Below are 23,862 nucleotides of genomic sequence, written 5' to 3' on the forward strand. Positions count from 1 at the left end.
ACTGCGCCGTGGTGCGGAAGAGCTCGCCCACGGCTGATTGGGCCTCGCGGCCGGCCTGAGCGCCGAAGAGGCTGTAGGCGGCGTAGGCGAACGCCTCGCCCTTCATGGCGGTGGTCAGGTCGGTAAGGGTCTGCGAGCGCAGAGCCCGGGCGGCGGTGTACGTGGCCCGGTGCTGATCGGTCGGCACGGCAAGGGCCACGGCCGTGGCAGCCTGCGACGCCGCTGTCAGCGTGCACAGGCCGACCACAAGCGTACGTATCGAGTGGCGGAACATGACGTCCTCCTTCGGGGCACTTTGGGGCACTTCGGGGTGCGAGCGCCTCCTCCTCATGCGACCCGCACACGCACACCGCCGCCCCTTCACGTAATCCTTTCGAGTGAATACGCACAGTGATAGTGCGCCTGTTGGTCGACGTGTTCCGCCTGCCTCAGGCAGGTGACCGCCTCCAGAGAACACGCATCCGTCTACCCCGTCCCGATAGCCGCTCCGCTGCGGTGCCGCCCTGCGGCGGCCACGGTGGTCAGTCGCCGTGGAAGCGGGCCCAGACCCCGCGTTCTCCGGGACTGCTGCGCTGAGCCATCCAAGAGGTCGAGACCCCCACCGCGTGCGGTGGGGGCCTTGATCTTTGCTGCGCCGGTCAGCCGAAACCGACGGGTTCCCGGATTCCAGAGTGCCCTCCGCACCCATCCCATCCCGTTCGACCTGGTCAGGGTGCACGTGATCACTATCGGCATTGACCCCCACAAGTCTTCTCACACTGCCGTCGCCGTCGAAGCCGCCGGACATCAGCTCGCCCAGCGCCGCTTCGTCGTCAACGCCGGGACTGTCCGGCAGCTGATTCGCTGGTGCGCGCAGTGGCCCGAACGCCGCTTCGCAGTCGAGGGCGCCAAGGGGCTCGGCCGCAGCCTCGCCCAGCAGTTGGCCGCTGCCGGCGAGCAGGTGGTGGACGTGCCATCCACGCTCTCTGCCCGGGTCCGGCTCCTGGCCACCGGAAAGGACCGCAAGACCGATGCGGCCGATGCCCTGCATGTGGCCCAGGTCGCTCTCCAATCGGGTGTATCCATGCTGCGCTCCCCTGGTTGCCCCGCGAGTAGGGCATCCGGCCCGACCGCCCTGCCTGCGGCATACCCGGGCGACGACCGAACTGTCGCGGTGGGGAACTGCACGGTCCGCCAAAGGAGTGAGCGATCCGGCGAGGGGCTTCTCGGACGCGGAAGGGAAAGGGGCGGCTGGGGATGATGGGTGGAGAGCCTTCCCTTGCTCGGTCGCGGCCGGAAGTCCGGAGGTGAGGAGATGATGCCTCCGCAGAGGTTGCTGTTCTTACAGGCCGCCGGGGATACATCGCTGGTCGGCGGTGATCTGGCGCTCGTGGGTGCCGTGGCGGTGGTTGCGCTGCTCGCGGTGGGTGTCGCGGTCGTCCTGCTGCGTGAGGTGCTTTCGGCCGACCAGGGTACGGAGCGGATGCGGGCCATTGCGGCCGCGATCCAGCAGGGCGCGGCCGCCTATCTGGCGCGGCAGTTCAAGACACTCGCCGCCTTTGTCGTGGTGATCCCGTTTCTGCTGCTCATCCTGCCCGCCGAGACGGCGGGGGTGCGGATCGGCCGGTCGGTGTTCTTCGCGGTCGGAGCGGTGTTCTCCGGGTGCGTCGGTTACATCGGCATGTCCCTGGCGGTACGCGGCAACGTGCGGGTCGCGGCGGCCGCTCGCGCGGCCGGGGAAAAGCGGGCGGTGCGTATCGCGTTCCGCACCGGCGGGGTCACCGGCATGCTCACCGTCGGGCTCGGCCTGCTCGGCAGCGCGGTCGTGGTGCTGCTCTTCCAGGGGCGCTCGGCAGGGGTGCTGGAGGGCTTCGGGTTCGGCGCGGCGCTGCTGGCGATGTTCATGCGGGTCGGCGGCGGCATCTACACCAAGGCCGCCGACGTCGGCGCGGACCTCGTCGGCAAGGTGGAGGAGGGCATCCCCGAGGACGATCCGCGCAATGCCGCGACCATCGCCGACAACGTGGGGGACAACGTCGGTGACTGCGCGGGAATGGCCGCGGACCTGTTCGAGTCCTACGCCGTCATGCTGGTCGCGTCCCTCATCCTCGGCAGGGCGGCGTTCGGCCCGTCCGGTCTGGTGTTCCCGCTGCTTGTACCCGCGATCGGCGCGGTCGCGGCGGTCATCGGCATTCTTACGGTCACCCCGCGCGACCGGGACCGCACCGCGCTCAATGCGATCAACCGCGGCTTCTTCATCTCCGCCGCCTTTTCCGCGATCGGCGTGGCCGTCGCCGCATTCACGTACCTGCCGGGCCATTTCTCCCAGTTCACCGACATCGACGCGGCGATCAGCAGGATCACCGGTTCCCCGCGCATGGTCGCCATCGTTGCGGTACTGATCGGACTGGCCCTCGCCAGCGCCATCCAGCTGCTCACCGGTTACTTCACCGAGAACACCCGCCCGCCGGTACGGGAGATCAGCCGCAGTTCACTGACCGGGGCGGCGACCGTCATCCTGGCGGGCTTCGCGACCGGACTGGAGTCCGCGGTGTACTCGGCCGTGCTGATCGGCGGTGCGGTCTTCGGGGCCTTCCTGCTCGGCCTCGGCAACACTACCCTCGCCCTGTTCGCGGTCGCCCTGGCCGGGACGGGACTGCTCACTGTGGTCGGCGTGATTGTGGCCATGGACTCCTACGGACCGGCCACCGACAACGCCCACGGCATCGCCGAGATGTCCGGCGACGTCACCGGTGCGGGCGCCCAGACGCTCACCAACCTGGACGCGGTCGGCAACACCACCAAGGCGATCACCAAGGGCATGGCGATCGCCACCGCGGTGCTCGCCGCCACCGCCCTGTTCGGATCCTTCCGCACCGCGGTCGAGGCCAACCTCGCCAAGACGGGCCGTGCGGCGTCCTCGTTCAGCCTGTCGGTGGACAAGCCGAACGCACTTGTCGGGCTGGTCATCGGCGCTGCGGTGGTGTTCCTGTTCACCGCCCTGGCGGTCATGGCAGTGAGCCGGTCCGCCGGACGGGTCGTGATCGAGGTGCGTGAACAGTTCCGCACCAAACCCGGGATTATGGAAGGCACCGAGCTGCCCGACTACGCTCGCGTGGTCGACATCTGCACCGCCGACGCCCTGCGTGAACTGGCCACCCCGGCCCTGCTCGCCGTCATGGCCCCGATCGCGGTCGGATACGCGCTCGGCTACGCACCGCTGGGCGCCTACCTCGCCGGCGCGATCGCGGCCGGTGCGCTGATGGCGATCTTCCTCGCCAATTCCGGTGCCGCCTGGGACAACGCCAAGAAGCTCGTCGAGGACGGCTACCACGGTGGTAAGGGCTCTCCGGCACACGCCGCGACGGTCATCGGCGACACGGTCGGCGACCCGTTCAAGGACACCGCAGGACCGGCCATCAACCCGCTGTTGAAGGTGATGAACCTGGTGTCGCTGCTGATCGCCCCCAGCGTGGTCACCTACAGCCACAACACAGCTGTCCGGGCCGTCACCGCCGCGATCGCCGTTCTGATCGTGGTCGCCGCGATCACCATCGCCAAACGGCGCACACGCCATCTCACCCCCGCTGGAGACTAGGAGAGGGCCCCGCCGGCCTTGGGACAGGCGTGTCTGCGAAAGGGAAGGTCACCAGTCAGTCCGTCTATATGGTCGGCAACTGGATGCAGGTACTGGCTCAGTCCGGCTGGTGCTTGAGCTGACCGGGCTGTGAACCGTTTCGGTCTGGCGGACCAGGCCGGTGGATGCATGCGCCAACCGGCCGGCCCCTGCGTGAGGGCGGCATGCGCGAGGTTCTCCACGCAACACGAATAGCGATACGCCGAAGATTCGCCGTCCGTGGCGTGGACATCGCCCTCGGTAGTCGATGTAAGGCCGCCTCAATGGCCTAGATAGGTCGATATTGCCAGGAATTGAGATATGCCTAGAAAATGTTCTTACATGGTGAGCCGCGGGTGAAACAAGGCGCCCGCGTGGATGTGTTGGGAGAGTCGCTGGGGATGACGTCACAGGCGGCGGGCTTCGGCGCCCGCCCGGATCCGGGTGTGCCGCGTTCACCTTCAGGGGGGCGCCGGGGTTTGGTACTCGGCGCCGGCGGAAGTCTGGGGGCGGCGTGGACGATCGGCGCGCTGTGTGCGCTGGAGGACGCCTACGGTTGGGATCCGCGTAGTGCGGACGTCATCCTCGGCACCTCGGCGGGCGCCATCGTAGGCTCGGCGCTGGCGCTCGGGACGCGCCCGTGTGAGCTGCGGGACCACCAGCGCGGCCACGCGGTGGCCTTTGGGCCCCTGCGGGGGGTGCGCGTTGACTACGATACGTGGGTCGGCGGCGGCCTGCCGCCCCTTCCCAAGCCCGGAATCGGGTCGCTGAAACTGCTGCGCAGCATGGCCGGCCGCCCGCATCGGATGCCGTTCACGATCCTGCTGGCCGCCTTCGCCCCACCCGGACGGGCGAGCCTGGACGGCGTCCGCGACGTCTTCCGCCAGCTGGGGATGGCCGACCGCTGGCCCACCACCGCGGCGCTGCGCGTGGTCGCGGTGGACGTCGACACCGGCACGCGCGTGCTGTTCGGAACACCGGACGCGCCGCGCACCGACCTCGCCACGGCCGTGACCGCCTCGTGCGCCCTTCCCGCATGGTTCGCACCTGTGGAGATCGACGGACGCCACTACGTGGACGGCTGTGCCTGGTCGGACACCAACCTCGACCTGCTGGCCGGAGACGGCCTGGACGAGGTGGTCGTGCTGGCGCCGACCTCCGCCCGCCGGACGGACCGCCCGCGCGGCCTGGCAGCCCGGGCCGAGCGCCGCCTGCGCCGAGTCGCCACGGGCCGCCTGCTGCGCGAGGCCCAACAGGTGCGGGACGCGGGCACCCGAGTACGCCTGATCACTCCCGGACCGGAGGACCTGGCCGCCATGGGCCCGAATCTCATGGACCCCTTGCGCCGGCTGACCGTCCTGGAGACGTCCTTGCGGACCACCGCCGCAGAGCTGCGTACTCCCTCCCCGGACCAGGTGGCCACACCGCCCCAGGCGCAGGGCCCGACCGACCGCCGCCCCGGGTAACGCCGGCCCCGAGCCCCGCGCCGTCTGTTCCCTCCTCGGGAAGTCTTCCGCAGCGGCTGGTCAGACGCTGCGTGCTACCACGGCCTCGACGAACCGGCCGACTTCCCTGTCGGGGAGGTTGCGGGCAAGGTCGGCTTCGCTGATCATGCCGACGAGCTGCTTGTCCTCGTTGACGACGGGCAGCCGGCGGATCTGGTGGTCCTCCATCGTCTCCAGTACGTATTTGATGTCCGTGTCCGCCGTTGCCGTGAACGGCTTTCCCTGAGCCAGTTCGCCGGCGGTCATCTTCTGCGGGTCGCCGTCGGCGGCCAGGCATTTCACCACGATGTCCCGGTCGGTGATGATGCCGCGCAGCTTGTTGTCGTCACCGCAGATAGGCAGCGACCCCACACCCAGGTCCCGCATGCGGTGCGCCGCAGCATCGAGCGTCTCGTGCTCGCCCACGCACTCCACGCCTGTGTGCATGACATCCCGCGCGCTGGTCATAGCAGCCTCCCTGAATACGGAGAATCGGCTTGGATCGGCTTGCGTGAGCAGAAGGCCATGCGGCCTGCCACCCTGCTCGCCTCCTGATGCCCTGAGCCTGTACTCCAATCCTCGCGCGGGTCGTTCCACCCGGCATCCGAGACGAGGCGGGAGCGCGTCCGGCAGTGTCTCGCGCCGGAGTGCGCTTGGTGTCCAGCGCCAGGATCCGCAGGTCGGACCATGTGATCACCCCATGTGAACCGTGACGTCGACCTCGGACACATCGCTCCCGGGCCGAATCAGGCGGTGCGGCGAGCCTCTCGCTCTCCGATGCGATCACTGACAAGTTGCGTGTGACGACTGCCCGGTCTCGAATGTTGCTCGTGCCATCCCTGCACGCTGCGCATTGCCCGAAGCGGCCGGTGAACGCTGCGCTGCGCCGTGGTGTTGTTCCTCGCCGTCAGCAACACCGCCCATCCACTGCGTCGGAGGACGTCATGACCACGCTCCCCAACAACGGAAAGGCCCCCATCGTCGTCGGGACCGACGGCTCCGCATCTGCTGACCTGGCACTGCGATGGGCGGCGCGGGAGGCCCGGGTCCACGAAGCCCCTCTGGAGGTCATCCACGCGTGGGAGGGCCTGCTGGGCCAATTGGTTCCGCCCGACGCGGAGTTCGAACGCCACGCCAGGCAGACGCTCGTTGCCGCCGTAGCCCGCCTGCCAGCCGAGGAGCGCCCGCCCAGCATGGACACCACGCTGATCCACGCCCACGCCGCCGCTGCCCTGATCAAGGCATCCGAAGGGGCGGACATGGTCGTCGTGGGTTCTCACGGCCACGGCGGCTTCGTCGGCACGCTGCTCGGCTCGGTCAGCCAACGCGTGGCCACACACGCCCACTGCCCGGTCGTCATCGTCCGTACCACCCGCTGACCCGGCTCGCTCTTCGATGAGGCCGCCGTTACTGCGCCCAGCATCTGACAGACAGTCGGCCTGCAGCGACGTACCTACCCGCCGGCACGGGCAGGGCGGGCTCTCAGGGCGGAGCCGCGACGGCTACCCGGCCCGCGGCCGGGATGCGCTGCCGAGGAGACTGCATGAAAATGCTCCTGTGCAGCGCCGTACGAGGCGGGCGATGCGCGCGGCAATGTGCATGGCCGCCCGATTCGCGCTCCCCACTGACATGTGGCGGGCCCGTCCTGCGGTCCGCGGGGAGGGGTAGCCGTGGGCCGCTATGCGCGTGTTGTGCTCAAAGTCAGCGGCGAGGCGTTGGCCGGGGCTGCCGAGTCAGGGACCGATCCGGTCTGTCTGGCCCGGTTGGCGGACGAGGTCGCCTCGGTTCACGATCTCGGCGTGCAGATCGCGGTGGTCGTCGGGGGCGGCAATTACTTCCGAGGGCGGATGGCGGCGGGCTGGGGCATCGGGCGGGCCGAGGCGGATGACATCGGCATGCTCGGCACGGTGATGAACGCCCTGATGCTGCGCGGCGCGCTCACCGCACGCCGCGAGCCGGAGGTGCGGGTCATGACGGCCATGGCGATGGAGAGCATCGCCGAGCCGTTCATTCGGTTGCGTGCGGACCGGCACCTTCGGTGCGGCCGGATCGTCTTGCTGGCCGGCGGTACGGGGCAGCCGTATGTGACCGCCGACTACGCCGCGGTGCAGCGGTCCCTGGAGTTGTCGGCCGACGCGCTTCTGGTCGCCAAGCGCGGCGTTGACGGTGTCTACGACAGTGACCCCAAGACGCATCCGGACGCGAAGCGGTACACCCACCTCACCTACCGCCAAGCACTGGAACACAAGGTAGAGGTGATGGACACCAGCGCCTTCGTTCTTGCTGAGGAGCAGGGTCTGCTCATGCACGTCTTCGATGTCACGACGGCGGGCGCTATGCAGGCGATCTGCGAAGGACGCGACATCGGCACGAGCGTCACCTGCTGCTGAACGCCAGGCCCAGGGGAGGAGGGTTCCATGGACACACGGTCGTCCGCCGCCGTTCGCGCCGTGCTGTTCCGGCGTGCGCCAGGAACGGCGGGCCGGGAGTGCAGCCCGCCACGTCGTTCACAGAGCAGAGGGAGCGGCTCGTGAACCGCTGGCTGCGGCTGACGCTGCTGGGTGTGGGGGCGATGAACTCGCCCCGGTTCGCCCCCGCCGGTCTGCTGCTGCAGTACGCCGGGCACCGTGTGGCCTTCGATGGCGGCCCCGGGGCCGAGCCGCCGCTCGGTCGGCTCGACGCGTGGCTGGTCACCGACGAGCAGTCGGAGCTGCGGTCCCGGCTGCACAAGCTCGCGGCCGCGCACGGCGTCCAGGTGCGGGCCGGGGACCTGGAGCTCGGCGACGTGCGGGTGTGGTGCCATCCGGTGGCGCACACCTCGCATCCCGCCTACGGCTACCGCATCGAGGCACCGGGGCTGGCGGTGACGTGGGCGCCGGAGTTCTGGGAGTTCCCTGAGTGGGCCGCGGGGGCCGACCTGATGTTCGCCGAGGCGGCCGCGTGGAACCGGCCGATACGGTTCCGCGGTGGCGTGGGTGGCCACGCGAGCGTCCGCACGGTCGGTGAGCAGGCCGCACGGCATGGCGTGCGGCGGCTGGTGTACGCGCACATCGGGCGGCCCACTCTGCGGGCGATCGACGCCGCGGCGAAGCCCGAGGTGGGGGAATGGGGTGTTGAGGGTCGCACCTACTCCTTGCCGGTACCGGCCAGAAAAGTCCGGCGGTGACGGGACGACCGGGCCCGATCGGGGGTACGCGGACGCCGGTCCGCGGATCTGCGTGTCCGGGGGAAGAAGCCGATGCCGATGATCTCCAGCCGGTTCCGGTACCTGTCCCGCGGCACTGGACCGGCGGTGCCCTCTGGCTGTGCCTGGAGACAGTCGTGCCTGCCGTGCCGCATCCCGCGGGCCGTCCCATCGCCGTCGTATCCGTCGGCCGGCCGGCCGGCCGGACGAGGCGGCGGACGTCGGCACGTTCACATAGCAGGAGGCCGCGATGGAACTCGTCGAGGAACGTCCTTTCCGCTTCCGCATCGAACCGCACGGTGACATGCGGGTGCCCGGGGTGGTGTTCGCCTCCCGGGAGTTGCTGGAGGATGCGGAGCAGTCGCTGCGGCAGGTGGTCAACGTGGCCACTCTGCCCGGGATCGTCGGCGCCTCCTACGCCATGCCGGACGTTCACTGGGGCTATGGCTTCCCCATCGGCGGCGTGGCGGCGACCGCGGTGGACGAGGGCGGTGTGGTTTCGCCCGGCGGCGTCGGTTTCGACATCTCGTGCGGGGTGCGGCTGCTCGCCGCGGACTGTGCCGGGCGGGAGATCGAGCGGGCGCTGCCCGCGGTGATGGACGGCCTGGGCCAGGTGATCCCGCGCGGCGCGGGACCCGGCGGCGTGTGGAAGCCGAGCGGGCGCAGCGAGCTGGAGCGGATCCTGCGGGGTGGCTCCCGGTACGCGGTGGAGCAGGGGCACGGTGAGGAGCGCGACCTGACACGCTGTGAGGACGGCGGTACGGTCGCCGACGCGGATGTGGCGCAGGTGAGCGGGCGTGCGCAAGAGCGGGGCCTAGGGCAGGTGGGCAGCCTGGGATCCGCCAATCACTTCCTGGAGGTGCAGCAGGTCGCCGAGGTGTACGACGAGACGGTCGCCGCCGCCTTCGGGGTCGCCCTCGGCCAGGTGTGCGTGATGGTCCACTGTGGGTCGCGCGGCCTGGGCCACCAGATCTGCACTGATCACGTGCGGGCCATGGATTGGGCCATGGCCCGGTACGGCATCACCGTGCCTGATCGGCAGCTGGCCTGCACCCCGGTCGACTCGCCGGAGGGCCGGGACTACCTGGGCGCGATGGCCGCGGCCGCCAACTACGGCCGCGCCAACCGCCAGCTGCTGTCCGACGCAACCCGCCGCATCTTCCGCCGCGAGGTGGGCGCCCGACTGTCCCTGGTGTACGACGTGTCCCACAACCTCGCCAAGATCGAGACGCACGTGGTGGACGGGACGCGGCGCCGGCTGTGCGTACACCGCAAGGGTGCCACCCGGGCCTTCCCGCCCGGACATCCTGAACTACCCAATGATATACGGGAGTTCGGCCAGCCAGTACTGATTCCCGGCACCATGGGGACGGCCTCGTACCTGCTGACTGGGGTGACAGGCGGCGACGCGTTCTTCTCCACCTGCCACGGCGCGGGCCGGGTGATGAGCCGCCACGCGGCCGCCCGCACCATCACCGGCAAGGACCTGCGGACGCGCCTGGAACGGGACGGCATCGCTGTGCGCCCGAAGTCGCTGCGCAGCCTGGCGGAGGAGACCCCGGAGGCGTACAAGGACGTGGACGCGGTGGTCGCGGCGAGCGAGGGCGCGGGGCTGTGCCGCACGGTGGCCCGGCTGGTGCCGCTCGGCGTGGTCAAGGGCTGACCCCCGCCCGCCGTACACGTCACACGTCACACGTCGACGGTCACCGCGCACGACCAGCCGTAGGGGCCCGGTCCGATGTGCAGCCCGTGCCACGAGATGCCCTTCGGCGCAGCGCCGATGATCTCCACGTCCGCGAGGTCGGCGACCCCCAGCCGCAGGTCGAGACCGCCGTCCGTGGTGTCCGCCTCCACGTCCACAGGTACCTGACCGTGCACCTCCAGGCGGTAGACGACCTCGTCCAGCAGCGTGACCAGCAGTTCCTCGTCGCTCGCCTCGGCCAGCCGGATCTGCTGCACTGCCGTGGGCCGCGCCGTGGACACGTCGGCGAGGGACCCCACCAGCCCCAGTACCGCCTCCACCAGGCACTGCTCCCGGCTCGCTCCCCACGCCTCGATGCGCAGGTCGGCCGTGTGCGGTACCAGCCGGTGGCCGCTCGTACCCCGCAGCTGCGCCATCCCGGCGTCGTTCGTGTCGCCGACCATGCCGACCGTGTTCCCGCTCCGCCATGACCCATGCGGCGCTCGGTCATTGCAGCCGCCGAAACCGGACCGCGGACCGTTGTCATCGGCTCACGCCGTGGCGTGGAACCGTGGACGGTCTCCGTGTCGGAGGCGGGGGCGAAATCCTTTTGCCACTCGCCGATCGCGTGGAGGGACCAGGGCGTCTCTTGGAGTGAACCGCCTGACCGGCAGGAAGGTCACGCCGTGCCACCGCGTCAACAACGTGTCGCCGGGGTCATCGACCGCGTGGACTACAAGGTTGACGACACCGCGAGTCGGCGACGAAGGCCCCGTGGCCGGGGAGTTCACCGCCGTCGCGCTGTGTCGGGACTCGCTGCGGGCCTCACTGGTCCCGCGGGCCCGGAGCGGCCCTCATCAGCCATGTCACCGTACGGCTGATGTCCGACGACGAGACGATTCCGGCGAGCCTGCCCTCGTCGATCACCAGGACCCGGTGCTCGGCGCCGGGCTCCATGCGCGGCAGCAGGTCAGCGAGCGGATCGTCCGGGCCCACCGTCGTGACCTGCGACAGCGGCAGCATGATCTCCCGCACGGTCACGGTGCCGCGCCGCATCTCGGGCACGCGTTTGGCCTGGTCCAGGGTCAGTAGACCGATCGGGGCCCCCGCCGCGTCGGTCACCGGGAACGCCGAATGCCGGTACCGGTACGGCGGATCGGTCAGGAAGTCCGCGACCGTCAGGTCGGCGGGTGCCGCGATGGGGTCCGGGGTCATCGCGTGTCTCACAGGAATCCCGGCGAGCACCTGACGCATCTCCGCCTGCCGTCCTTCCGCCGTGGCGGCCGCGACGAGGAACCAGCCGATCAGGGCCAGCCACAACCCGCTGAAGGTGGCCCCCCGCAGGAACAGCACCAGGCCCAACATCAGCAGGAACCAGCCGAAGGTGCGACCCGCCCGGGTCGCACCCGCAGTCGCGCGCAGCCGGTCTCCCGTACGCCACCACAGGAAGGCTCGCAGCAGCCGCCCGCCGTCGAGTGGAGCCGCGGGAATGGCGTTGAAGACAGCCAGCAGAATGTTGATCGCCGCCAGCCACGCCACGGCCTCGACTCCCAGTCCTGGGGCGGACGCCACCTTCAGAAGCCACGCGACCAGCGTGAACAACGCCCCGAGGATGAGGCTGACCAACGGTCCGACACCCGCGATCCGCAGCTCAGCCGCCGGGTTCGGCGCCTCGGCCTTGATTCTGGCCGCACCGCCCAGCAGCCACAGGACGATGTCGTCCACGTCGATCCCATTCCGCCGCGCCACGACGGCGTGCGCCAGCTCATGCGCGAGGAGAGAGGCGAAGAAGACCACGGCGGTGGACACCCCGACCGCCCAGTACACGATCCGTGGATGGCCTGGATATGCCTTGGGAAGGCGGCCCTCCGAGAGCCCGAACGCGATGACGGCGAAGATGAGCAGAACACTCCAGTGCACACCCACCCGGACCCCGGCAACCCTCCCCAGGACGAGCGTCGCCCGCACAGCGCCTCCTACGTAAGCGTCACCATCATCACGTCCAGAGAGCTGCCACGCACCAAGCGCATGCAAAAGAGGAAGTCACCCAATTCTCGGGGATCCCGATCACGCCGTGCACGCTCTGTCTCGGTTTCTCCGCGCCACACATACCAGGAGACCGGCACGCGACGTCCACATTGTGCGGGCGCGCTGACGTGACCGACCGTGATGGGTCGCCGCCCTTCGGCATCCACACGTTACATTCATTCACCGGCTGGCACTTTCATAACGTGTCTGCCAGCTCATCAGGCAATCAGGTCCCGGCTCGGTGAGCAGCCCGCGCACACGGTGACGAGGCCGCATCTCCACCACGTCAGTCGGGGGTTGGGTTCACTCGAAGAGGGGGCGCCGGGGTTCGTCGGCCTCCAGGCGGCAGACGTCGCTGATATGGCCGCGGGGTCCTTGCCCACCCTATGCGGCCAGTTGAACGGTGAATGAGCTGTACTGAGATGTGTGAAGTCCCCCGCACCTTTTGCGGATAGGGGCAATCGGTCCTATCGCAGTCAGGTGCCCCAGAGATTGCCTGGATGCAGGATGCGCACCTACGTGAGTCGACGGTGCACTGTCCGGCGCGCAAAGTCGGTGGCCGGGAGGTTTACTGGAAGAGCGAAGCGGGTTGGAGGTGTCACCGCAAGCGGTGGCTGGGTGGCGGGAGATGGATGAGGGGCGGTTCGAGCCGGTTCGAAAGGCCACCGTGTTGAGGAGCGACCGTGGAGCTGACCTTTCTCGACCCTGTGTACGCACGACCGGCCCCCTATGCCTGCGCCTACCTGGACACCTCGCGTGACGTCCGCGACCCGGAGGCGGCGATCAGGCTGAGGCGCCGGCATCTGCGTGAGGATCTGGCCCAGCAGGGGGCCGACAATGCCACCGTGGGCGTTGTCGACGATGCGGCGGGCACGGACCGGGAGGTTTCCGGGCGGCACGGGCAGGCCATCATTGCGAGCCATGGCCATCTGGCCCTGGTGGAGGAACTGCCCGACCCGCCGGCGCACGACGCGGCCCGGTTCGGCGTGTTGCCCGACGTGATGCCGCTCGCGGTCCAGCACGCGCCGGACATCCCGTATGCGGCTGCCACCGTGCACCGCGTCACGCACCCGGAGACCGGCGCACCGGAGGAACTGGAGGTGGACTTCCAGACGGGGAGGTGGCCGAGCAGCACCGTCGCACCAGAGACGTGTCACCATCGGAGCGGTCCTGCGGGGGAGTGGCCGAAGGGCGCCGCCGAGATCGCCGTTGAGCTGGCGGAGCTGGTCCACCGCAAGGGTGCCGAGGTGATCGTGCTGGGCGGAGAGGCATGGGCGCGCAACGTCCTGGTTAACCGGCTGCCCGCCCCCTTGCGTGAGCGGGTCGTCACAGTCGCAGGTGACGGGCACGTGGTCGGCGAGGGCCGGGCGCTGCTGGAGCAGGAGCTGAGTGATGTCTTCCGGGGCAGGATGAGCGCGCGGGACCGGGCTCGGGTGGAGACGTTCCGGTCGCGGCGGCTGCAGCACGCTGGTGCGGTCGAGGGCATGGCAGCGGTTGTGGCCGCGTTGCAGCGCGCTCAGGCAGGCGCGCTGCTGCTGAACACGCCTGTCGACTTGCCCGTGAGGCTGTGGGCCGGCTCGGAACCGACCCAGATCGCCCTGTCAGCCGCCGACCTCGAGTCCTTCGGTGTCCTCAGCTTCCAGGAGGAACCGCCCGGCGCGGCCTTGATCCGCGCACTGGTCCGCACCGGCGCGGAGCTGGTAGTCGTGCCGCGGGAGGAGTTGCCTCTGGAGGACGGGGTGGGGGTGCTGCTGCGGTACACCGACCCGGGGGTGCCGTTGTGACGCCCCCGTCGCCCGGCTGGAGCCGCGACGGCGGGCTCTGCTCGGTGCTGGGAGGAGCTGGTCAGACATCCTCTGAGGGGCCGGTGGTGGTGGGGACGGACGGGCTCGGCCGGAGCGGCATACGCGGTGCTGTGGGCCGCGCAGGAGTTCGCTCTCCGGCACTAGCGCCTGCACATCGCGTGCGCCGTTGACCTCGCGCGGAGCGCCTGTACGCCGACACCGCCCGCCGGGTCCGCGAGGCCGCCCGGTCCCTGCCGGCCAAGGCGGCTGCCGCGGCCTCCGACAGGGCGCCCGGCCGTGCGGTGCTACAGGGGCCGCGCGGGCAGGTCAGGCTGCATGTAGTCCTCGAGCCGACCGCGGGCCGGGTTGAATAGGGCAAGCAGATTGACGCAGATGCCGACATCGACCGTGTCCTCCGGACCATGGAGGAGCACAAGATCCGTCGGCTGCCTGTCATCGAGAACCACCGCCTCGTAGGCATGATCAGCGAGGCGGACCCCTCACGCCGCCTGCCGGAGGAGCAGGTGGGCCACTTCGTCGAGGCTGCGCAGCCACCTCCTTCCGGTCAGCCTGCAATCACCGGAAGACGGAGGCGGCGGAGAGGGCGAAGAACCCGCGGCCGAATCCGGCGCGGAGGAAACGGAGGCACCGACGGCCGAGGGTGAGGAGTCGTCCAAGGGTGAGTAAGGGCCGAACCCTGGCAAGACGATCACGATCACGGACATCGACGGACGATGCCCTTTCCATGGGGCCGGTGGAGAATGCGCCAGCTCCGCATTCCCCTCCGGCCGCGCCTTCTACCCGGCCCCTGGCGGGGCAGGGCTTCAGAGGTGCCCACCACTCGGGAGCAGGTCCCACACGCTGTCCGGGCGACTTGGGCGGTCCGTCCACCGGCGTAACGCACTCGGAATGGCAAGGTCAGGAACCGTAGCCGCGACGGGCTGCGGCCACGTCGTGGCGTGGAAAAAGGGGTGGGACTGATGGCAACAGGGACTGTGAAGTGGTTCAACGCCGACACTGTGGGCGTCACGGGTGACGCCCCGGTTGCGCGTTACGGCCGGCTGGTCACGGGCGGGCGGGCGGCTGGTGGGGCAGCGTGGGTGGAGAGCCTTTGGCGGCGCCGGAAGTGTTGCCGGGGACGGCCGGACTGAGGTGGTGGTGTGCTCGCGTGGCCTGCCACCTCCCCAGTGCGACGTCGACCAGCACCCCGCCCGCGTTGATGCGCAGCATCCGGTCGGCGCAGGCCACGTCCTTCAGGCGGCTGCGCAGAATGTAGACCGCGTCCACGAGTTCCCCGGCGTCAAGGCCGCCCGGAGCCAGGGCGACGAGCACGTCGTGCGAGGTGACGCCGATCAGGGCATGCCGGGCCCGGCGACGGTGCCACCAGCCCGGCAGCCGTACCTCGATCGCGGCACAATCCGCCTCCGCGCACCCGATGGCATCGAGCACCGGCTGCCAGCACCGCATCGCGAACCGAGCGCCCAGGCCCGCCGCGGGCACGGGCAGCGGACGACCCATGGCCAGGCCGCGGACCGCGGCCACGAAGCCGCGCACCTCAGGTGCCGCCTGGGCCGGATAGCGAACGGTGACGCAGTGACCAGGCCCTCGCAGGGCCAGGCGACCGTGCCCGCGGGCCTGCTGATGGTCGATCACACACAGCTGGCCGAGCGGCACCCAGTCCTGCACACCGAAGACATCGACCCACAGCGCCGCTCCCCACTCGCTGTACGCCAGGACCTGGACCGGGGTGCACACGCGTGTCCGCCAGCCGCGTCCTCGCCGGCGCATCGTCTGGGGCAGCACCAGCACACCGAAGGGAAGGATCTCGCCGATGGCCTCCTCGAGATCGGCCATGGCACCAGCCGGGACCGGCCGCACTCCGTGCAACGCGCCTCGGTCGTCAGCGGGCATGTCCCGGACAGCTTGCTGCGCGTCATGGCGGCGCAGCGGAAACTCCCACTCTTCTGTCCCGTTCAGCAGATCCGCACGACGTGCTCGCACTGTGCGTCGCCACCCTTCACGGCGGGTCCCATGACGTTAGCCCTGGATCTTCGGCCTCCACCTCGGGCCGTGCGACCATGACATCTTCCACGCAGTATCAAGTACCCGGTGAGGCCATCAGCACAGCGCATGGTCTGCATTTTCGGCGCCCAGCCTGCGGACACACGTCGTCGAATCGCGCGACCGGCAGTGTGACAGCCCTACGCGCCTTGCCACACTGTGACGTGCCTCCTACACGACCTTGTCCCGTATGTGGAGGATATGGCTTTTCAGTCTGTTGTTGGACCGGCAGGCTCGTGGGACGGAGGTTTGGCCATGTCTGAGCATGTGCACGTGCGCATCAACCAGGGTCTGGGAGTCACTGAGAATGGTGAGCTCGTGGAGCACTCCTACTGCCGTTGCGGGGCCACCTGGACCAAGACGTATCGGATCCGGGAGGAAGGTCCCGAGTAGCCCGAGGTAATGGAGGGGCTCACGCTGGCCCAGGCCGCGGACCGCTCGGCCGGCCCTTCCTGGACGAACGCCGTGTTGCCGTGCGGGGGCCTCACGTCGGCGGTGCGAGAAGGCCTCCCGCCCTTCGCGTACCGGATGGGGCCTCACCGCCCACGGCGGTGATCAGATCCTTGGAAGTTCCGGGCCAGCGCAGCAGCTCGTACGGGTCTTCAACACGCTCGGCGAGCGCGTTGATGAGCTTCCTCAGCCTCGGATGCATCGCGGTGGCAATGCCCACGAGCATGGAGCGGCGCCCCGGCCGGTCGCCTCGTGCAGCCGCCACGGCATGGCATTGATGGTTCCAGCACGTCCCGGGCGAGCGGCAGCAGCGCCTCGCCCGCCGGTGTGAGCGTGACGCTGTGTGAGTCGCGCTCGAACAGTCGGTGGCCGAGCTCCTTCTCGAGGTCCCTGATTCGCTGGCTCAACGGCGAAGCGGCCATGTGCAGTCGCCGGGCCGCCGCAGAAAAATTCAGCTCCTCGGCAACCGCGACAAAATACCGCAAATGAAACATCTCCAGGTATCCATCCGAGTGCGAAGACTGCAGCGCCCTGGCGGAGTGTGACGGCGGTGAGGGCCTGGTCGACGGTCGGGTGCACTGAGACATCACGTGAAGGTGTGCCGTGTCAGGCATCAGCGGCATGGGTATCCGGCATCGGCAATTCGAACCACACGGTTTTCCCTCGCCCGCTCGGTGAATTGCCCCATGCCGAAGCAAGCGCGGAAACGATGACCAGTCCTCGCCCTCCCTCGGCCTGGTCCTCGTCGCGGGGAACCGTTACGGTCTTCGCGAGATGCGGATCGCTGTCACGGACCTCTACGCGTATGCGTTCGGGATACTTGTGCACGTAGACGTACACATCGCTGTCACCGTGGACCAAGCCGTTGGTGACGACCTCCGACACCAGAAGTTCCTCGTCATCAGCCATGGCGGACAGCTCCCACCCGGCCAACCACTCCCGCAGCAGTCTGCGCGTCCGCTGGGCTCCGTGCAGATCGCGCCGGTGGATCCTCAACTGCCGGACGTTGTGCTGAGCTTCAGCCGAGGGGCCTTCGTAGACGACCAGGAGCAACGCGGCATCGTCGGGGCACGGCCGGGGCGACTCGCTGAAGCCCCTGATGAGTCGGTCGCCGACGGACTCAAGGTTCCCGGGGTCGTCAAAGGCCGCGCTCACCACCTTGGGGTTTATATCGCCTCCGAGGCCGGCCAGACCGTCCGTGTAGAAGGCGAGCAACGTGCCCGGCTCGAGTTGCAGGTCCATCACCTCGAAGGTCGCCTCCGGGTCGATGCCGAGAGGCATGCCTGCGTCGAGGGAGACGGGTGGCATCCGGCCGTCAGCCGTACGCATCAGAGGCGGTGGATGCCCGGCGGTGGCCATCTGCGCCCTGCCGGTGTCCGGATCGAGCCAGGCGCAGCAGCAGGTGGCGAAGAGGTCGGTTTCCAGGCCGATCATGAGCTGGTTCGCCCGGGCGAGCACGACGCCGGGGTCGTGTCCTTCGGTCGCGTAGGCGCGCACGCCGCTGCGTAGCTCGCCCATGACCACAGCGGCGGCCGTGTTGTGACCCTGGACGTCCCCGATCACCATCATGACCCGGCCCTCAGGGAGCTTAATGAGGTCGTACCAGTCTCCCCCGAGTTCGATTCCGCTGGTCGCCGATGTGTACCTGCTGGTGCTCACCACTCCGGCCGGCTGGGGCAGCACGGGTGGCAGCAGTGCGTGCTGCAGGTCATCGGCCAGCGCGTGCTGAAAGTCGTGCATCTTGGTTCGTTCGACCGCTTGACCGACCGCCGTGGCCAGCGCTGTCAGCGTTCCCTGCTCGGCGACGACGTCCCTGCGCTCGACGCCGAACGCCATCGACAGGGCACCCACCGCCCTCCGCCCGGCAAGCAGTGGCAGGACCAACCAGAAGCATCCCTGGTCCGACAGCGGCTCGGGCAACCGGCCGGCTGTCTGTGTATCCCGAGGGCCGTACAGGATCAGCCGCTGTCGGTCCACCGCGTCCGTCTCCGGCCTGCGCTGCGCGAGCAGTGAGCCATTCAAGGTGCGTATGAATTCCCTTGCACAGCCCGAGCTGCATGCTACGCGGAGCCGATCTCCATCGACCAGGCTGACGACGGCAGCTGGGGCCTGGAATCCGTCCATCACGCGCTGCATGGACATCTGCACGACGTCTCGGCTGTGAACCGCCGTTGCCAGGAGCGTGGCGAGTTTGTGCAGGTGGTAGATGAGCGGAGCGGTTGATGAGGTCATGCTTTCGGCGCCCGCCCCCTCACCTTCTACGGTGACCACGTGCGGTACCAGGGGTGGAACCATCGATGTCCCATGATCGGCCAACCGGTCCAGATCGCGGGTCAGCGACGAGGCCACGACGGCCAGTCGCTCTCGTTTTGACTCAGCGATCTCGCCACCTACGGGCAGCCAGAATGCCGAGAGCGTCCCGAATCGGCGGGTCGGCGAGAAGAGCGGCGCGGCCGCGGCCTGCAGTGGGAAATATGCGTAGGCTGCCAGATCCGGGTGGCTTGTCATGATGTCCACCGAATGCGCGGTCTCCACACGGCCCGACTGCCACGCCCGTGACGACGGATAGTTGCTGTCATCCAGGGGTATACGTTCGGGCGCTCCGACTCCCGTGGCGGTCACCGCCACGACAGCAGCATGCAGATCCGGGGTGTCCGGCACTTTGAGGTAGACCGTCGCGGCCGACGCGCCCAATTCGCCGACAACGCTCTCGACCGCCGAAACCAGCAGCTGTTCTCTATCCCGCGTTGCGGGGGGAAGACGTTTCGAACCCGGCGGGACGAGCCCATACCGTTCCATCTCTTTCGCCGCCCAACTGCCGTTGGCGCTGCTACTGGCCTCATTTTACTACCGCTGTCCTGACCTGCTCTGATTCTTGTCTGACCGCGGCGCTGCTGTTCTCAGTCGGCTCGAGCACGGACATCGTGAGGAATCCTCTCGCACACCTGGCGATCCTCGACCTGCTCGGGGTGCGGCATGCTGTGCTTGCGGTGACCCACAGTGACCTCGCGGACCGAGCCCGTGCGTGCCGAAGCCGTCGAGCGCAGGGACGTCGTCGCCGAGGAGGGAACCCTGACAGCGCCGGCCACGGCAGTCGGTCAAGCGGTCGAACGAACCCAGATGCACGACGTTCAGCACGCGCTGGCCGATGACGTGCAGCCCCCACGGCGGTGTCACCCAGCGGAGCGCCCACGACGGGCTCAGCCACTGCGCGGCAGCAGCCGGCTCCCCCTCAGCCGATCTCGCGGCGGTGGTCCGCTCACGCCGTCGCACCGTGACGGCGGCGGTTCAGCATCTGGCCCCGCCGGCCTTTTCCGCCCGGTGACGTCGCCCGGTCCGGACGTCACCCCCTTCGCAGCCAGCCAGCCAGCCTGTCTGGGCAGCACTACGGCTCTGGCCGCAGACGGCCGTTCAGCCACGTAGACCGCCCAGCGTCGCCGTCGTGCTCGCCTTCCGGACTGTGCGGGCTTTCTCATGCTCGCCCGCTGCACGGAGCGCGCCGGCCGGGCGCGGCCAGCCGGGGTGCAGACGGGAGGCAGGCCGCGCCGCAGAGGCGGCGCGCGCCCGCGCCGTGCGCGGGCCTTGATCTAGGGCCTGTTGGGAAAGTGCTGGTAACAGCCAACAACGTGTGGCTCCGCCGTGCTGGTTGTCAGTGCATTCTCGTAGGCTCTCGGCGACCTGATCGAAGGGATTGCCATGGAAGACCCGACGGGCACAGCAGCGCTGGCCAAGATCCTTCCGCCGGATCTTGGCGCTGACGAGAAGATCGACTGGGTTGCCGCGGAAGCGCGGTGGGGCACGCGGCTCCCACGGGACTACATGGCCTTCATGTCCGTGTGGGGTGCTGGCTCGTTCGCGGAAGTCGGCATCCTCATGCCCCTGCCGAAGGAGTACATCCAGTGGGATCCCGGGACCTTCGAGGAGGAGACGGAGAACGCTCGCTACACCTGGGAGATGCTGGGCGGCCAGGAAGGCCTCGACATCGACCCGGACCACATCCTCGCCTGGGGTATCACCTCTGGCCCAGACATCCTCTGCTGGCTGACCACCGATCCCGACCCTGACCGGTGGCCCGTCCTGGTCTGCGGCCGCCACACCGCCGACGACTTCACCCTGTTCTCCTGCGGCATGATCGAATTCCTCCGCAAGCTGCTCCTGGACGAGTTCGACCCTTACCCACTCAGCATCGATCTCCGCGACGCATCACCGCGATACGTGCACTGGCTCGAGAAGCAACGTCGCTGGAAGGCGGGCTTGGACCGATACTCCGGTGAACCACGGCCCGCCAACCAGTAGGAGTTGTCGCGGCACTGCTGATCGCAGCCACTCGTTGATGGCTGCGATCAGCACGGTCGCGTGATACCGGACGGCGGGCTTGATGCCCCTATGGATGTCAACCGGCTGAGGCCGGGGTCGTGTTCTTCCGAGGCGAGGTAATCGTCTGATGGATCTCTCGCGCGACGTAGCGTTTCAGGCATTCGAACATTGCGGGACATGCCTTAAAGACGTGAGGCGTCCGCGATATAGAGTTCCGCACCATGTCTCGCATAGTCATCCGCGCCGGCGGTCTCGGCATACTGCTCTTCGGCCTCTTCATCGGCGGGTACGGCATGGTCACCCTCGCCAGCGCCGTGGGCCTGAGCGGAACTGGAGGCACGCTGACTGTCTCGGGCTGCCGCACGGACGCAGACGGGCGGCACGAGACCCGCCGATGTTGGGGGGAATTCAGTGCCGAGGACGGATCGGACGGGGATCCGCAGCACGAACTCGTCAGCGACGAGGCACAGCCGGGGGACCAGATCGAGGTCCGGGACAACGGCACGATCTACATGGAACGGAGCGCGGGATCGGTGACAGGCACCGTCGCCATCGATGCCCTCGCCGTCAGCTTGTCGCTGATCGGTACGCTGATCCTGATCACCGGACGCTACCCGCCCCCGAACGAGCCCGCGGAGATCCGGAGATTCACCGCGGCAGTGCATGACCTGCCGTTCGGCCGGGCCGCCCTGCGAACCTGCCTCGGTGCATTTGCCGCGGCACTGATCGGTTTCGGGCTTGACGAACTGCTCTAAAACCGGTCAATTGAGCAGCCTTGACGAAGGCGAGTGGCGCTCTGTTCAGCTGATCTACCCGCTTCGATGCCTGACCGGACTCAGAACAGCGATGCCACCTGCCGCAGCGTCAGGTTTGTGCACCAGTAGGCCGTCACCAACAACACGCAGTCCTCCAGTGGCAGCGACCACGGTCTCCCACGTCGCCCCACGTCAGCCCCCTCGCGCCGCAGCGAGGCGACCAGCCTGCCGAAGACACGCGGGCTCAGACCCGTGAAGGGGGCTATCCAGGACGGCTCCGACGTCGTGATCACTCCAACCACGCCGAGATCATCACATCGGACCCGCACTTCCTGGTGGGCCCCACAGAGATGTGCTCCGGCAACGCGGGAGACAGTAACTAAAGGGGGACCATGACTCGACCACTGCTGTTCCTGGACGTCGACGGACCCCTGAACCCATACGCGGCGAAGCCCGCGAAGCGACCCGAGGGCTACACCACGATCCGCGTTCCCCAGGAGAGTGGGGTCGGCTCGGAGCCTGGGAGGCTGCGGTCCGCCATGAGGCCGCTGCGGGTGTGGCTCAACCCCGACCACGGCACGTCACTGTTGGCGCTCGGGTACGAGCTGTGCTGGGCCACCACCTGGATGAGCGACGCGAACAGGTGGATCGGCCCCGTACTTGGCCTGCCCATATTGCCGTTCGTCGACTTCGGCGGCGCCCTGCTCCGCGAGCGTCCCGATGAGGTGCACTGGAAGTCCGAGCCGCTGGTCGCGTACGCCGATGGCCGGCCTTTCGCCTGGGTGGACGACGAGCAGGGCGACACTGATCACGCCTTCGTGGCTGCCCACCACGCGGCCCCCGCGCTTCTCCACCACGTCAATCCGCGGATCGGGATGCGGAACGACGACTTCACCACTCTCGCAGACTTCGCGGCATCCCTCGCCAGGCCCACCGGGACTGCCTGAGCGGACGCGGTCGACCGCACCACCGGTCCGGGCGTTGCGACGATCCTCAGCGTCGTTTGCGGGACAAGCCTTAGAGGGTGTCTCACGTGGCGAGTTTCGCGAGCTTCTTGTAGCAGGTCAGGGCGGCGGCCAGGCCGAGGAAGGCGAGGAAGTGCGAGCCCTTTCGTTCGTATCGGACGGTGAGGCGGCGGTAGCCGAAGAGCCAGGCGATCGACCGTTCGATCTTCCAGCGGTGCCGACCGAGGCGTTCGCCGGACTCGATGCCGGGCCGCGCGATGCGCGCGACGAGCCCGCGCTCGCGCAGCCAGGCCAGGTGTTCGGCGGAGAAGTACGCCTAATAGGCACTGCGGATTGGCAGTTGCCAGTCCTGGCAGGGGCCGGGCGAGACGTCTGGACTGTATGCAGCGCCTCGGAGTGCTTTGACAAGAGGGACGCGTGCACGGCCTCTGCCGATTCGAGCTCGGCCGCCATACCGTGCCGTGGTTCGGGCCGTTCCCAGGAACACCTCCCGATCAGCCGGAGCCGTGGAGCTCTTCACGAGAGCGAGGACCCTGGTCACTGCTGGGGCCACGGATGGCTGATGGGGTGGTGCGCCCGTGAGCGCTTCTATTAGGTCGCCGGGTGGTCCTGCTGCGGCCCGACACGGACGGACCGGGAAAGCCCGAAAGGAGCGCGCGGTGCACGTGACCTGTGGAATCGACTGGGCTGAGGATCACCACGACGTTGCCGTGGTCGACCGGGTTCGGCCCGGTCAACGATCCCCCGTTACCGTTTCCAGGGCCCCGCAATGGGGTTCCCGGTCTCCGGGCCCGGTATGACTTGGTCCCCTTGTCGGCATGATCGAAAAGGTGGTGTCACCGGGCCGGGAGGCATTGGCAGACCGCTGATCAGGGGCATGACCGCTCGCATCCGTCCTGGGTGGGGCAGGCCTTCGTAACGTGGATGCCGGCACGCTGATGCCGTAGGTGAGGCCGGGAAGGATCTGCTGGGGAGGGGTATGTGAACGACATGAGCGAGGTCCAGTCCACCTCGCCCCGGGCCCCGAGTTCGTCCAGCACCGCCCGGTGCAGCCGACGCCACAGGCCGGCCTCGGTCCATACGGTGAAGCGGCGATGCGCGGTGGCGGGCGACGTGCCGAACGTCGGCGGCAGATGCCGCCAGGCACAGCCGCTGGTCAGCGCGTGCACCACTGCCGTGAACACGGCCCGCTCGTCACACGGAGCGGTCCCACCACCTTGCGGACGAGCAGCGAACGACGGCAGCAACGGGGCGGCCCGCTCCCAGCGTGCATCAGGAACCAGATGCTTCGATAGATCAACACCCACGACCGGCATCATGCGCACGAACATCAAGTCACGTGAGACAACCTCTAAGCCTTGATTGGTGCGGCCGTCCTGGCGGCCTGCTCGATCTTCGCGCAGTAGGCTGCACGGGCTTCCTCGTCGATCTGCTTCTCGTGTTCGGCGCGCAACCCGGTCCGGCCGTCGAGGCCCTCGCGCAGGATATCGGCGTGCCCGGCATGCCGGATGGACTCGCCGAGGACATGGACCATGACGGCGAACAGGTTCGTGTTGAG

Annotated in this window: 19 protein-coding genes and 5 pseudogenes; 13 read left to right on the forward strand and 11 right to left on the reverse strand. The window is 68.7% G+C overall.

Going from position 1 to position 23,862, the window contains the following annotated elements; genetic code table 11:
• Positions 1-274: pseudogene (locus tag VXC91_RS28900) on the reverse strand (hypothetical protein); the annotation flags it as partial.
• Positions 275-718: 444 nt separating this feature from the next.
• On the opposite strand from VXC91_RS28900, the gene VXC91_RS28905 reads away from it, so the two are divergent.
• From VXC91_RS28905 to VXC91_RS28915, 3 genes are all read left to right on the forward strand, one after another.
• Positions 719-1,240: an IS110 family transposase gene (locus tag VXC91_RS28905; RefSeq protein WP_329510286.1), complete on the forward strand. Its 522-nt coding sequence runs from the start codon at positions 719-721 to the stop codon at positions 1,238-1,240.
• A 54-nt stretch (positions 1,241-1,294) separates the two neighbouring features.
• The gene (locus VXC91_RS28910) at positions 1,295-3,577 is read left to right on the forward strand and encodes a sodium-translocating pyrophosphatase (protein WP_329510287.1); all 2,283 of its coding nucleotides are present in this window, start codon (positions 1,295-1,297) and stop codon (positions 3,575-3,577) included.
• A 392-nt stretch (positions 3,578-3,969) separates the two neighbouring features.
• Positions 3,970-5,061, forward strand: a complete 1,092-nt coding sequence (locus tag VXC91_RS28915) for a patatin-like phospholipase family protein (protein ID WP_329510288.1) — start codon at positions 3,970-3,972, stop codon at positions 5,059-5,061.
• Positions 5,062-5,121: 60 nt separating this feature from the next.
• On the opposite strand, the gene VXC91_RS28920 is transcribed toward VXC91_RS28915, so the two are convergent.
• On the reverse strand, positions 5,122-5,547 hold the full coding sequence (locus tag VXC91_RS28920; protein WP_329510289.1) for a CBS domain-containing protein: 426 nt from the start codon (positions 5,545-5,547) through the stop codon (positions 5,122-5,124).
• A 476-nt stretch (positions 5,548-6,023) separates the two neighbouring features.
• Here VXC91_RS28920 and VXC91_RS28925 point away from each other — a divergent pair, with 476 nt between their 5' ends.
• From VXC91_RS28925 to VXC91_RS28940, 4 genes are all read left to right on the forward strand, one after another.
• Positions 6,024-6,458: a universal stress protein gene (locus VXC91_RS28925; RefSeq protein WP_329510290.1), complete on the forward strand. Its 435-nt coding sequence runs from the start codon at positions 6,024-6,026 to the stop codon at positions 6,456-6,458.
• 291 nt (positions 6,459-6,749) lie between these two features.
• The gene (pyrH, locus tag VXC91_RS28930) at positions 6,750-7,469 is read left to right on the forward strand and encodes a UMP kinase (RefSeq protein WP_329510291.1); all 720 of its coding nucleotides are present in this window, start codon (positions 6,750-6,752) and stop codon (positions 7,467-7,469) included.
• A gap of 140 nt (positions 7,470-7,609) precedes the next feature.
• A complete protein-coding gene (locus VXC91_RS28935; RefSeq protein ID WP_329510292.1) occupies positions 7,610-8,245 on the forward strand; it encodes an MBL fold metallo-hydrolase in 636 nt (211 codons plus the stop codon).
• Positions 8,246-8,513: 268 nt separating this feature from the next.
• Positions 8,514-9,926 carry an RtcB family protein gene (locus VXC91_RS28940; RefSeq protein WP_329510293.1) on the forward strand — a complete coding sequence of 471 codons (1,413 nt, stop codon included), beginning with the start codon at positions 8,514-8,516 and terminating at the stop codon, positions 9,924-9,926.
• Between the two features lie 26 nt (positions 9,927-9,952).
• On the opposite strand, the gene VXC91_RS28945 is transcribed toward VXC91_RS28940, so the two are convergent.
• Together VXC91_RS28945 and VXC91_RS28950 are read right to left on the reverse strand one after the other, a co-directional pair.
• On the reverse strand, positions 9,953-10,408 hold the full coding sequence (locus VXC91_RS28945; RefSeq protein WP_329510294.1) for an archease: 456 nt from the start codon (positions 10,406-10,408) through the stop codon (positions 9,953-9,955).
• A gap of 361 nt (positions 10,409-10,769) precedes the next feature.
• Complete coding sequence (locus VXC91_RS28950) at positions 10,770-11,912, reverse strand: site-2 protease family protein (RefSeq protein WP_329510295.1); 1,143 nt, start codon at positions 11,910-11,912, stop codon at positions 10,770-10,772.
• 743 nt (positions 11,913-12,655) lie between these two features.
• On the opposite strand from VXC91_RS28950, the gene VXC91_RS28955 reads away from it, so the two are divergent.
• Both VXC91_RS28955 and VXC91_RS47100 read left to right on the forward strand, forming a co-directional pair.
• Positions 12,656-13,756, forward strand: coding sequence for a baeRF2 domain-containing protein (locus VXC91_RS28955; RefSeq protein ID WP_329510296.1), 1,101 nt, complete (start codon positions 12,656-12,658; stop codon positions 13,754-13,756).
• A 383-nt stretch (positions 13,757-14,139) separates the two neighbouring features.
• A pseudogene (locus VXC91_RS47100) lies at positions 14,140-14,301 on the forward strand (CBS domain-containing protein); the annotation flags it as partial.
• Between the two features lie 520 nt (positions 14,302-14,821).
• On the opposite strand, the gene VXC91_RS28965 reads toward VXC91_RS47100, so the two are convergent.
• Positions 14,822-15,610, reverse strand: coding sequence for a hypothetical protein (locus VXC91_RS28965; RefSeq protein WP_329510297.1), 789 nt, complete (start codon positions 15,608-15,610; stop codon positions 14,822-14,824).
• 462 nt (positions 15,611-16,072) lie between these two features.
• On the opposite strand from VXC91_RS28965, the gene VXC91_RS28970 reads away from it, so the two are divergent.
• A complete protein-coding gene (locus VXC91_RS28970; RefSeq protein ID WP_329510298.1) occupies positions 16,073-16,210 on the forward strand; it encodes a hypothetical protein in 138 nt (45 codons plus the stop codon).
• A gap of 151 nt (positions 16,211-16,361) precedes the next feature.
• Here VXC91_RS28970 and VXC91_RS28975 read toward each other — a convergent pair.
• Positions 16,362-16,767 (reverse strand): annotated as a pseudogene (locus VXC91_RS28975) (LysR family transcriptional regulator); the annotation flags it as partial.
• 106 nt (positions 16,768-16,873) lie between these two features.
• Positions 16,874-18,499, reverse strand: a complete 1,626-nt coding sequence (locus VXC91_RS28980; RefSeq protein ID WP_329510299.1) for an ATP-binding SpoIIE family protein phosphatase — start codon at positions 18,497-18,499, stop codon at positions 16,874-16,876.
• 1,464 nt (positions 18,500-19,963) lie between these two features.
• Here VXC91_RS28980 and VXC91_RS28985 point away from each other — a divergent pair.
• Positions 19,964-20,563: an SMI1/KNR4 family protein gene (locus VXC91_RS28985; RefSeq protein WP_329510300.1), complete on the forward strand. Its 600-nt coding sequence runs from the start codon at positions 19,964-19,966 to the stop codon at positions 20,561-20,563.
• 242 nt (positions 20,564-20,805) lie between these two features.
• Positions 20,806-21,339, forward strand: a complete 534-nt coding sequence (locus VXC91_RS28990) for a hypothetical protein (protein WP_329510301.1) — start codon at positions 20,806-20,808, stop codon at positions 21,337-21,339.
• Positions 21,340-21,422: 83 nt separating this feature from the next.
• Here VXC91_RS28990 and VXC91_RS28995 read toward each other — a convergent pair.
• A pseudogene (locus tag VXC91_RS28995) lies at positions 21,423-21,641 on the reverse strand (IS5/IS1182 family transposase); the annotation flags it as partial.
• A 90-nt stretch (positions 21,642-21,731) separates the two neighbouring features.
• On the opposite strand from VXC91_RS28995, the gene VXC91_RS29000 reads away from it, so the two are divergent.
• Positions 21,732-22,286, forward strand: coding sequence for a hypothetical protein (locus VXC91_RS29000; RefSeq protein WP_329510302.1), 555 nt, complete (start codon positions 21,732-21,734; stop codon positions 22,284-22,286).
• A gap of 82 nt (positions 22,287-22,368) precedes the next feature.
• On the opposite strand, the pseudogene VXC91_RS29005 reads toward VXC91_RS29000, so the two are convergent.
• The 3 genes and pseudogenes from VXC91_RS29005 to VXC91_RS29015 form a co-directional block, all read right to left on the reverse strand.
• A pseudogene (locus tag VXC91_RS29005) lies at positions 22,369-22,572 on the reverse strand (transposase); the annotation flags it as partial.
• Between the two features lie 601 nt (positions 22,573-23,173).
• Positions 23,174-23,635 (reverse strand): transposase, encoded by a 462-nt coding sequence (locus VXC91_RS29010; RefSeq protein ID WP_329510303.1) that lies wholly within the window; start codon positions 23,633-23,635, stop codon positions 23,174-23,176.
• A gap of 20 nt (positions 23,636-23,655) precedes the next feature.
• Positions 23,656-23,862 (reverse strand): mycothiol transferase (locus tag VXC91_RS29015; protein ID WP_329510304.1); only part of this gene is annotated, 207 nt, incomplete at its 5' end.

This window comes from Streptomyces chiangmaiensis (genome assembly GCF_036281785.1).
Taxonomy (GTDB): domain Bacteria; phylum Actinomycetota; class Actinomycetes; order Streptomycetales; family Streptomycetaceae; genus Streptomyces; species Streptomyces chiangmaiensis.

Coding starts and splice junctions, on each gene's coding strand:
- VXC91_RS28990 (WP_329510301.1), top strand. CDS start 20,806: ATGTCTCGCATAGTCATCCGCGCCGGCGGTCTCGGCATACTGCTCTTC.
- VXC91_RS28910 (WP_329510287.1), top strand. CDS start 1,295: ATGATGCCTCCGCAGAGGTTGCTGTTCTTACAGGCCGCCGGGGATACA.
- VXC91_RS28945 (WP_329510294.1), bottom strand. CDS start 10,408: ATGGTCGGCGACACGAACGACGCCGGGATGGCGCAGCTGCGGGGTACG.
- VXC91_RS29000 (WP_329510302.1), top strand. CDS start 21,732: ATGACTCGACCACTGCTGTTCCTGGACGTCGACGGACCCCTGAACCCA.
- VXC91_RS28980 (WP_329510299.1), bottom strand. CDS start 18,499: ATGACCTCATCAACCGCTCCGCTCATCTACCACCTGCACAAACTCGCC.
- VXC91_RS28970 (WP_329510298.1), top strand. CDS start 16,073: ATGTCTGAGCATGTGCACGTGCGCATCAACCAGGGTCTGGGAGTCACT.
- VXC91_RS28965 (WP_329510297.1), bottom strand. CDS start 15,610: ATGGCCGATCTCGAGGAGGCCATCGGCGAGATCCTTCCCTTCGGTGTG.
- VXC91_RS28920 (WP_329510289.1), bottom strand. CDS start 5,547: ATGACCAGCGCGCGGGATGTCATGCACACAGGCGTGGAGTGCGTGGGC.
- VXC91_RS28940 (WP_329510293.1), top strand. CDS start 8,514: ATGGAACTCGTCGAGGAACGTCCTTTCCGCTTCCGCATCGAACCGCAC.
- VXC91_RS29010 (WP_329510303.1), bottom strand. CDS start 23,635: ATGTTCGTGCGCATGATGCCGGTCGTGGGTGTTGATCTATCGAAGCAT.
- VXC91_RS28925 (WP_329510290.1), top strand. CDS start 6,024: ATGACCACGCTCCCCAACAACGGAAAGGCCCCCATCGTCGTCGGGACC.
- VXC91_RS28985 (WP_329510300.1), top strand. CDS start 19,964: ATGGAAGACCCGACGGGCACAGCAGCGCTGGCCAAGATCCTTCCGCCG.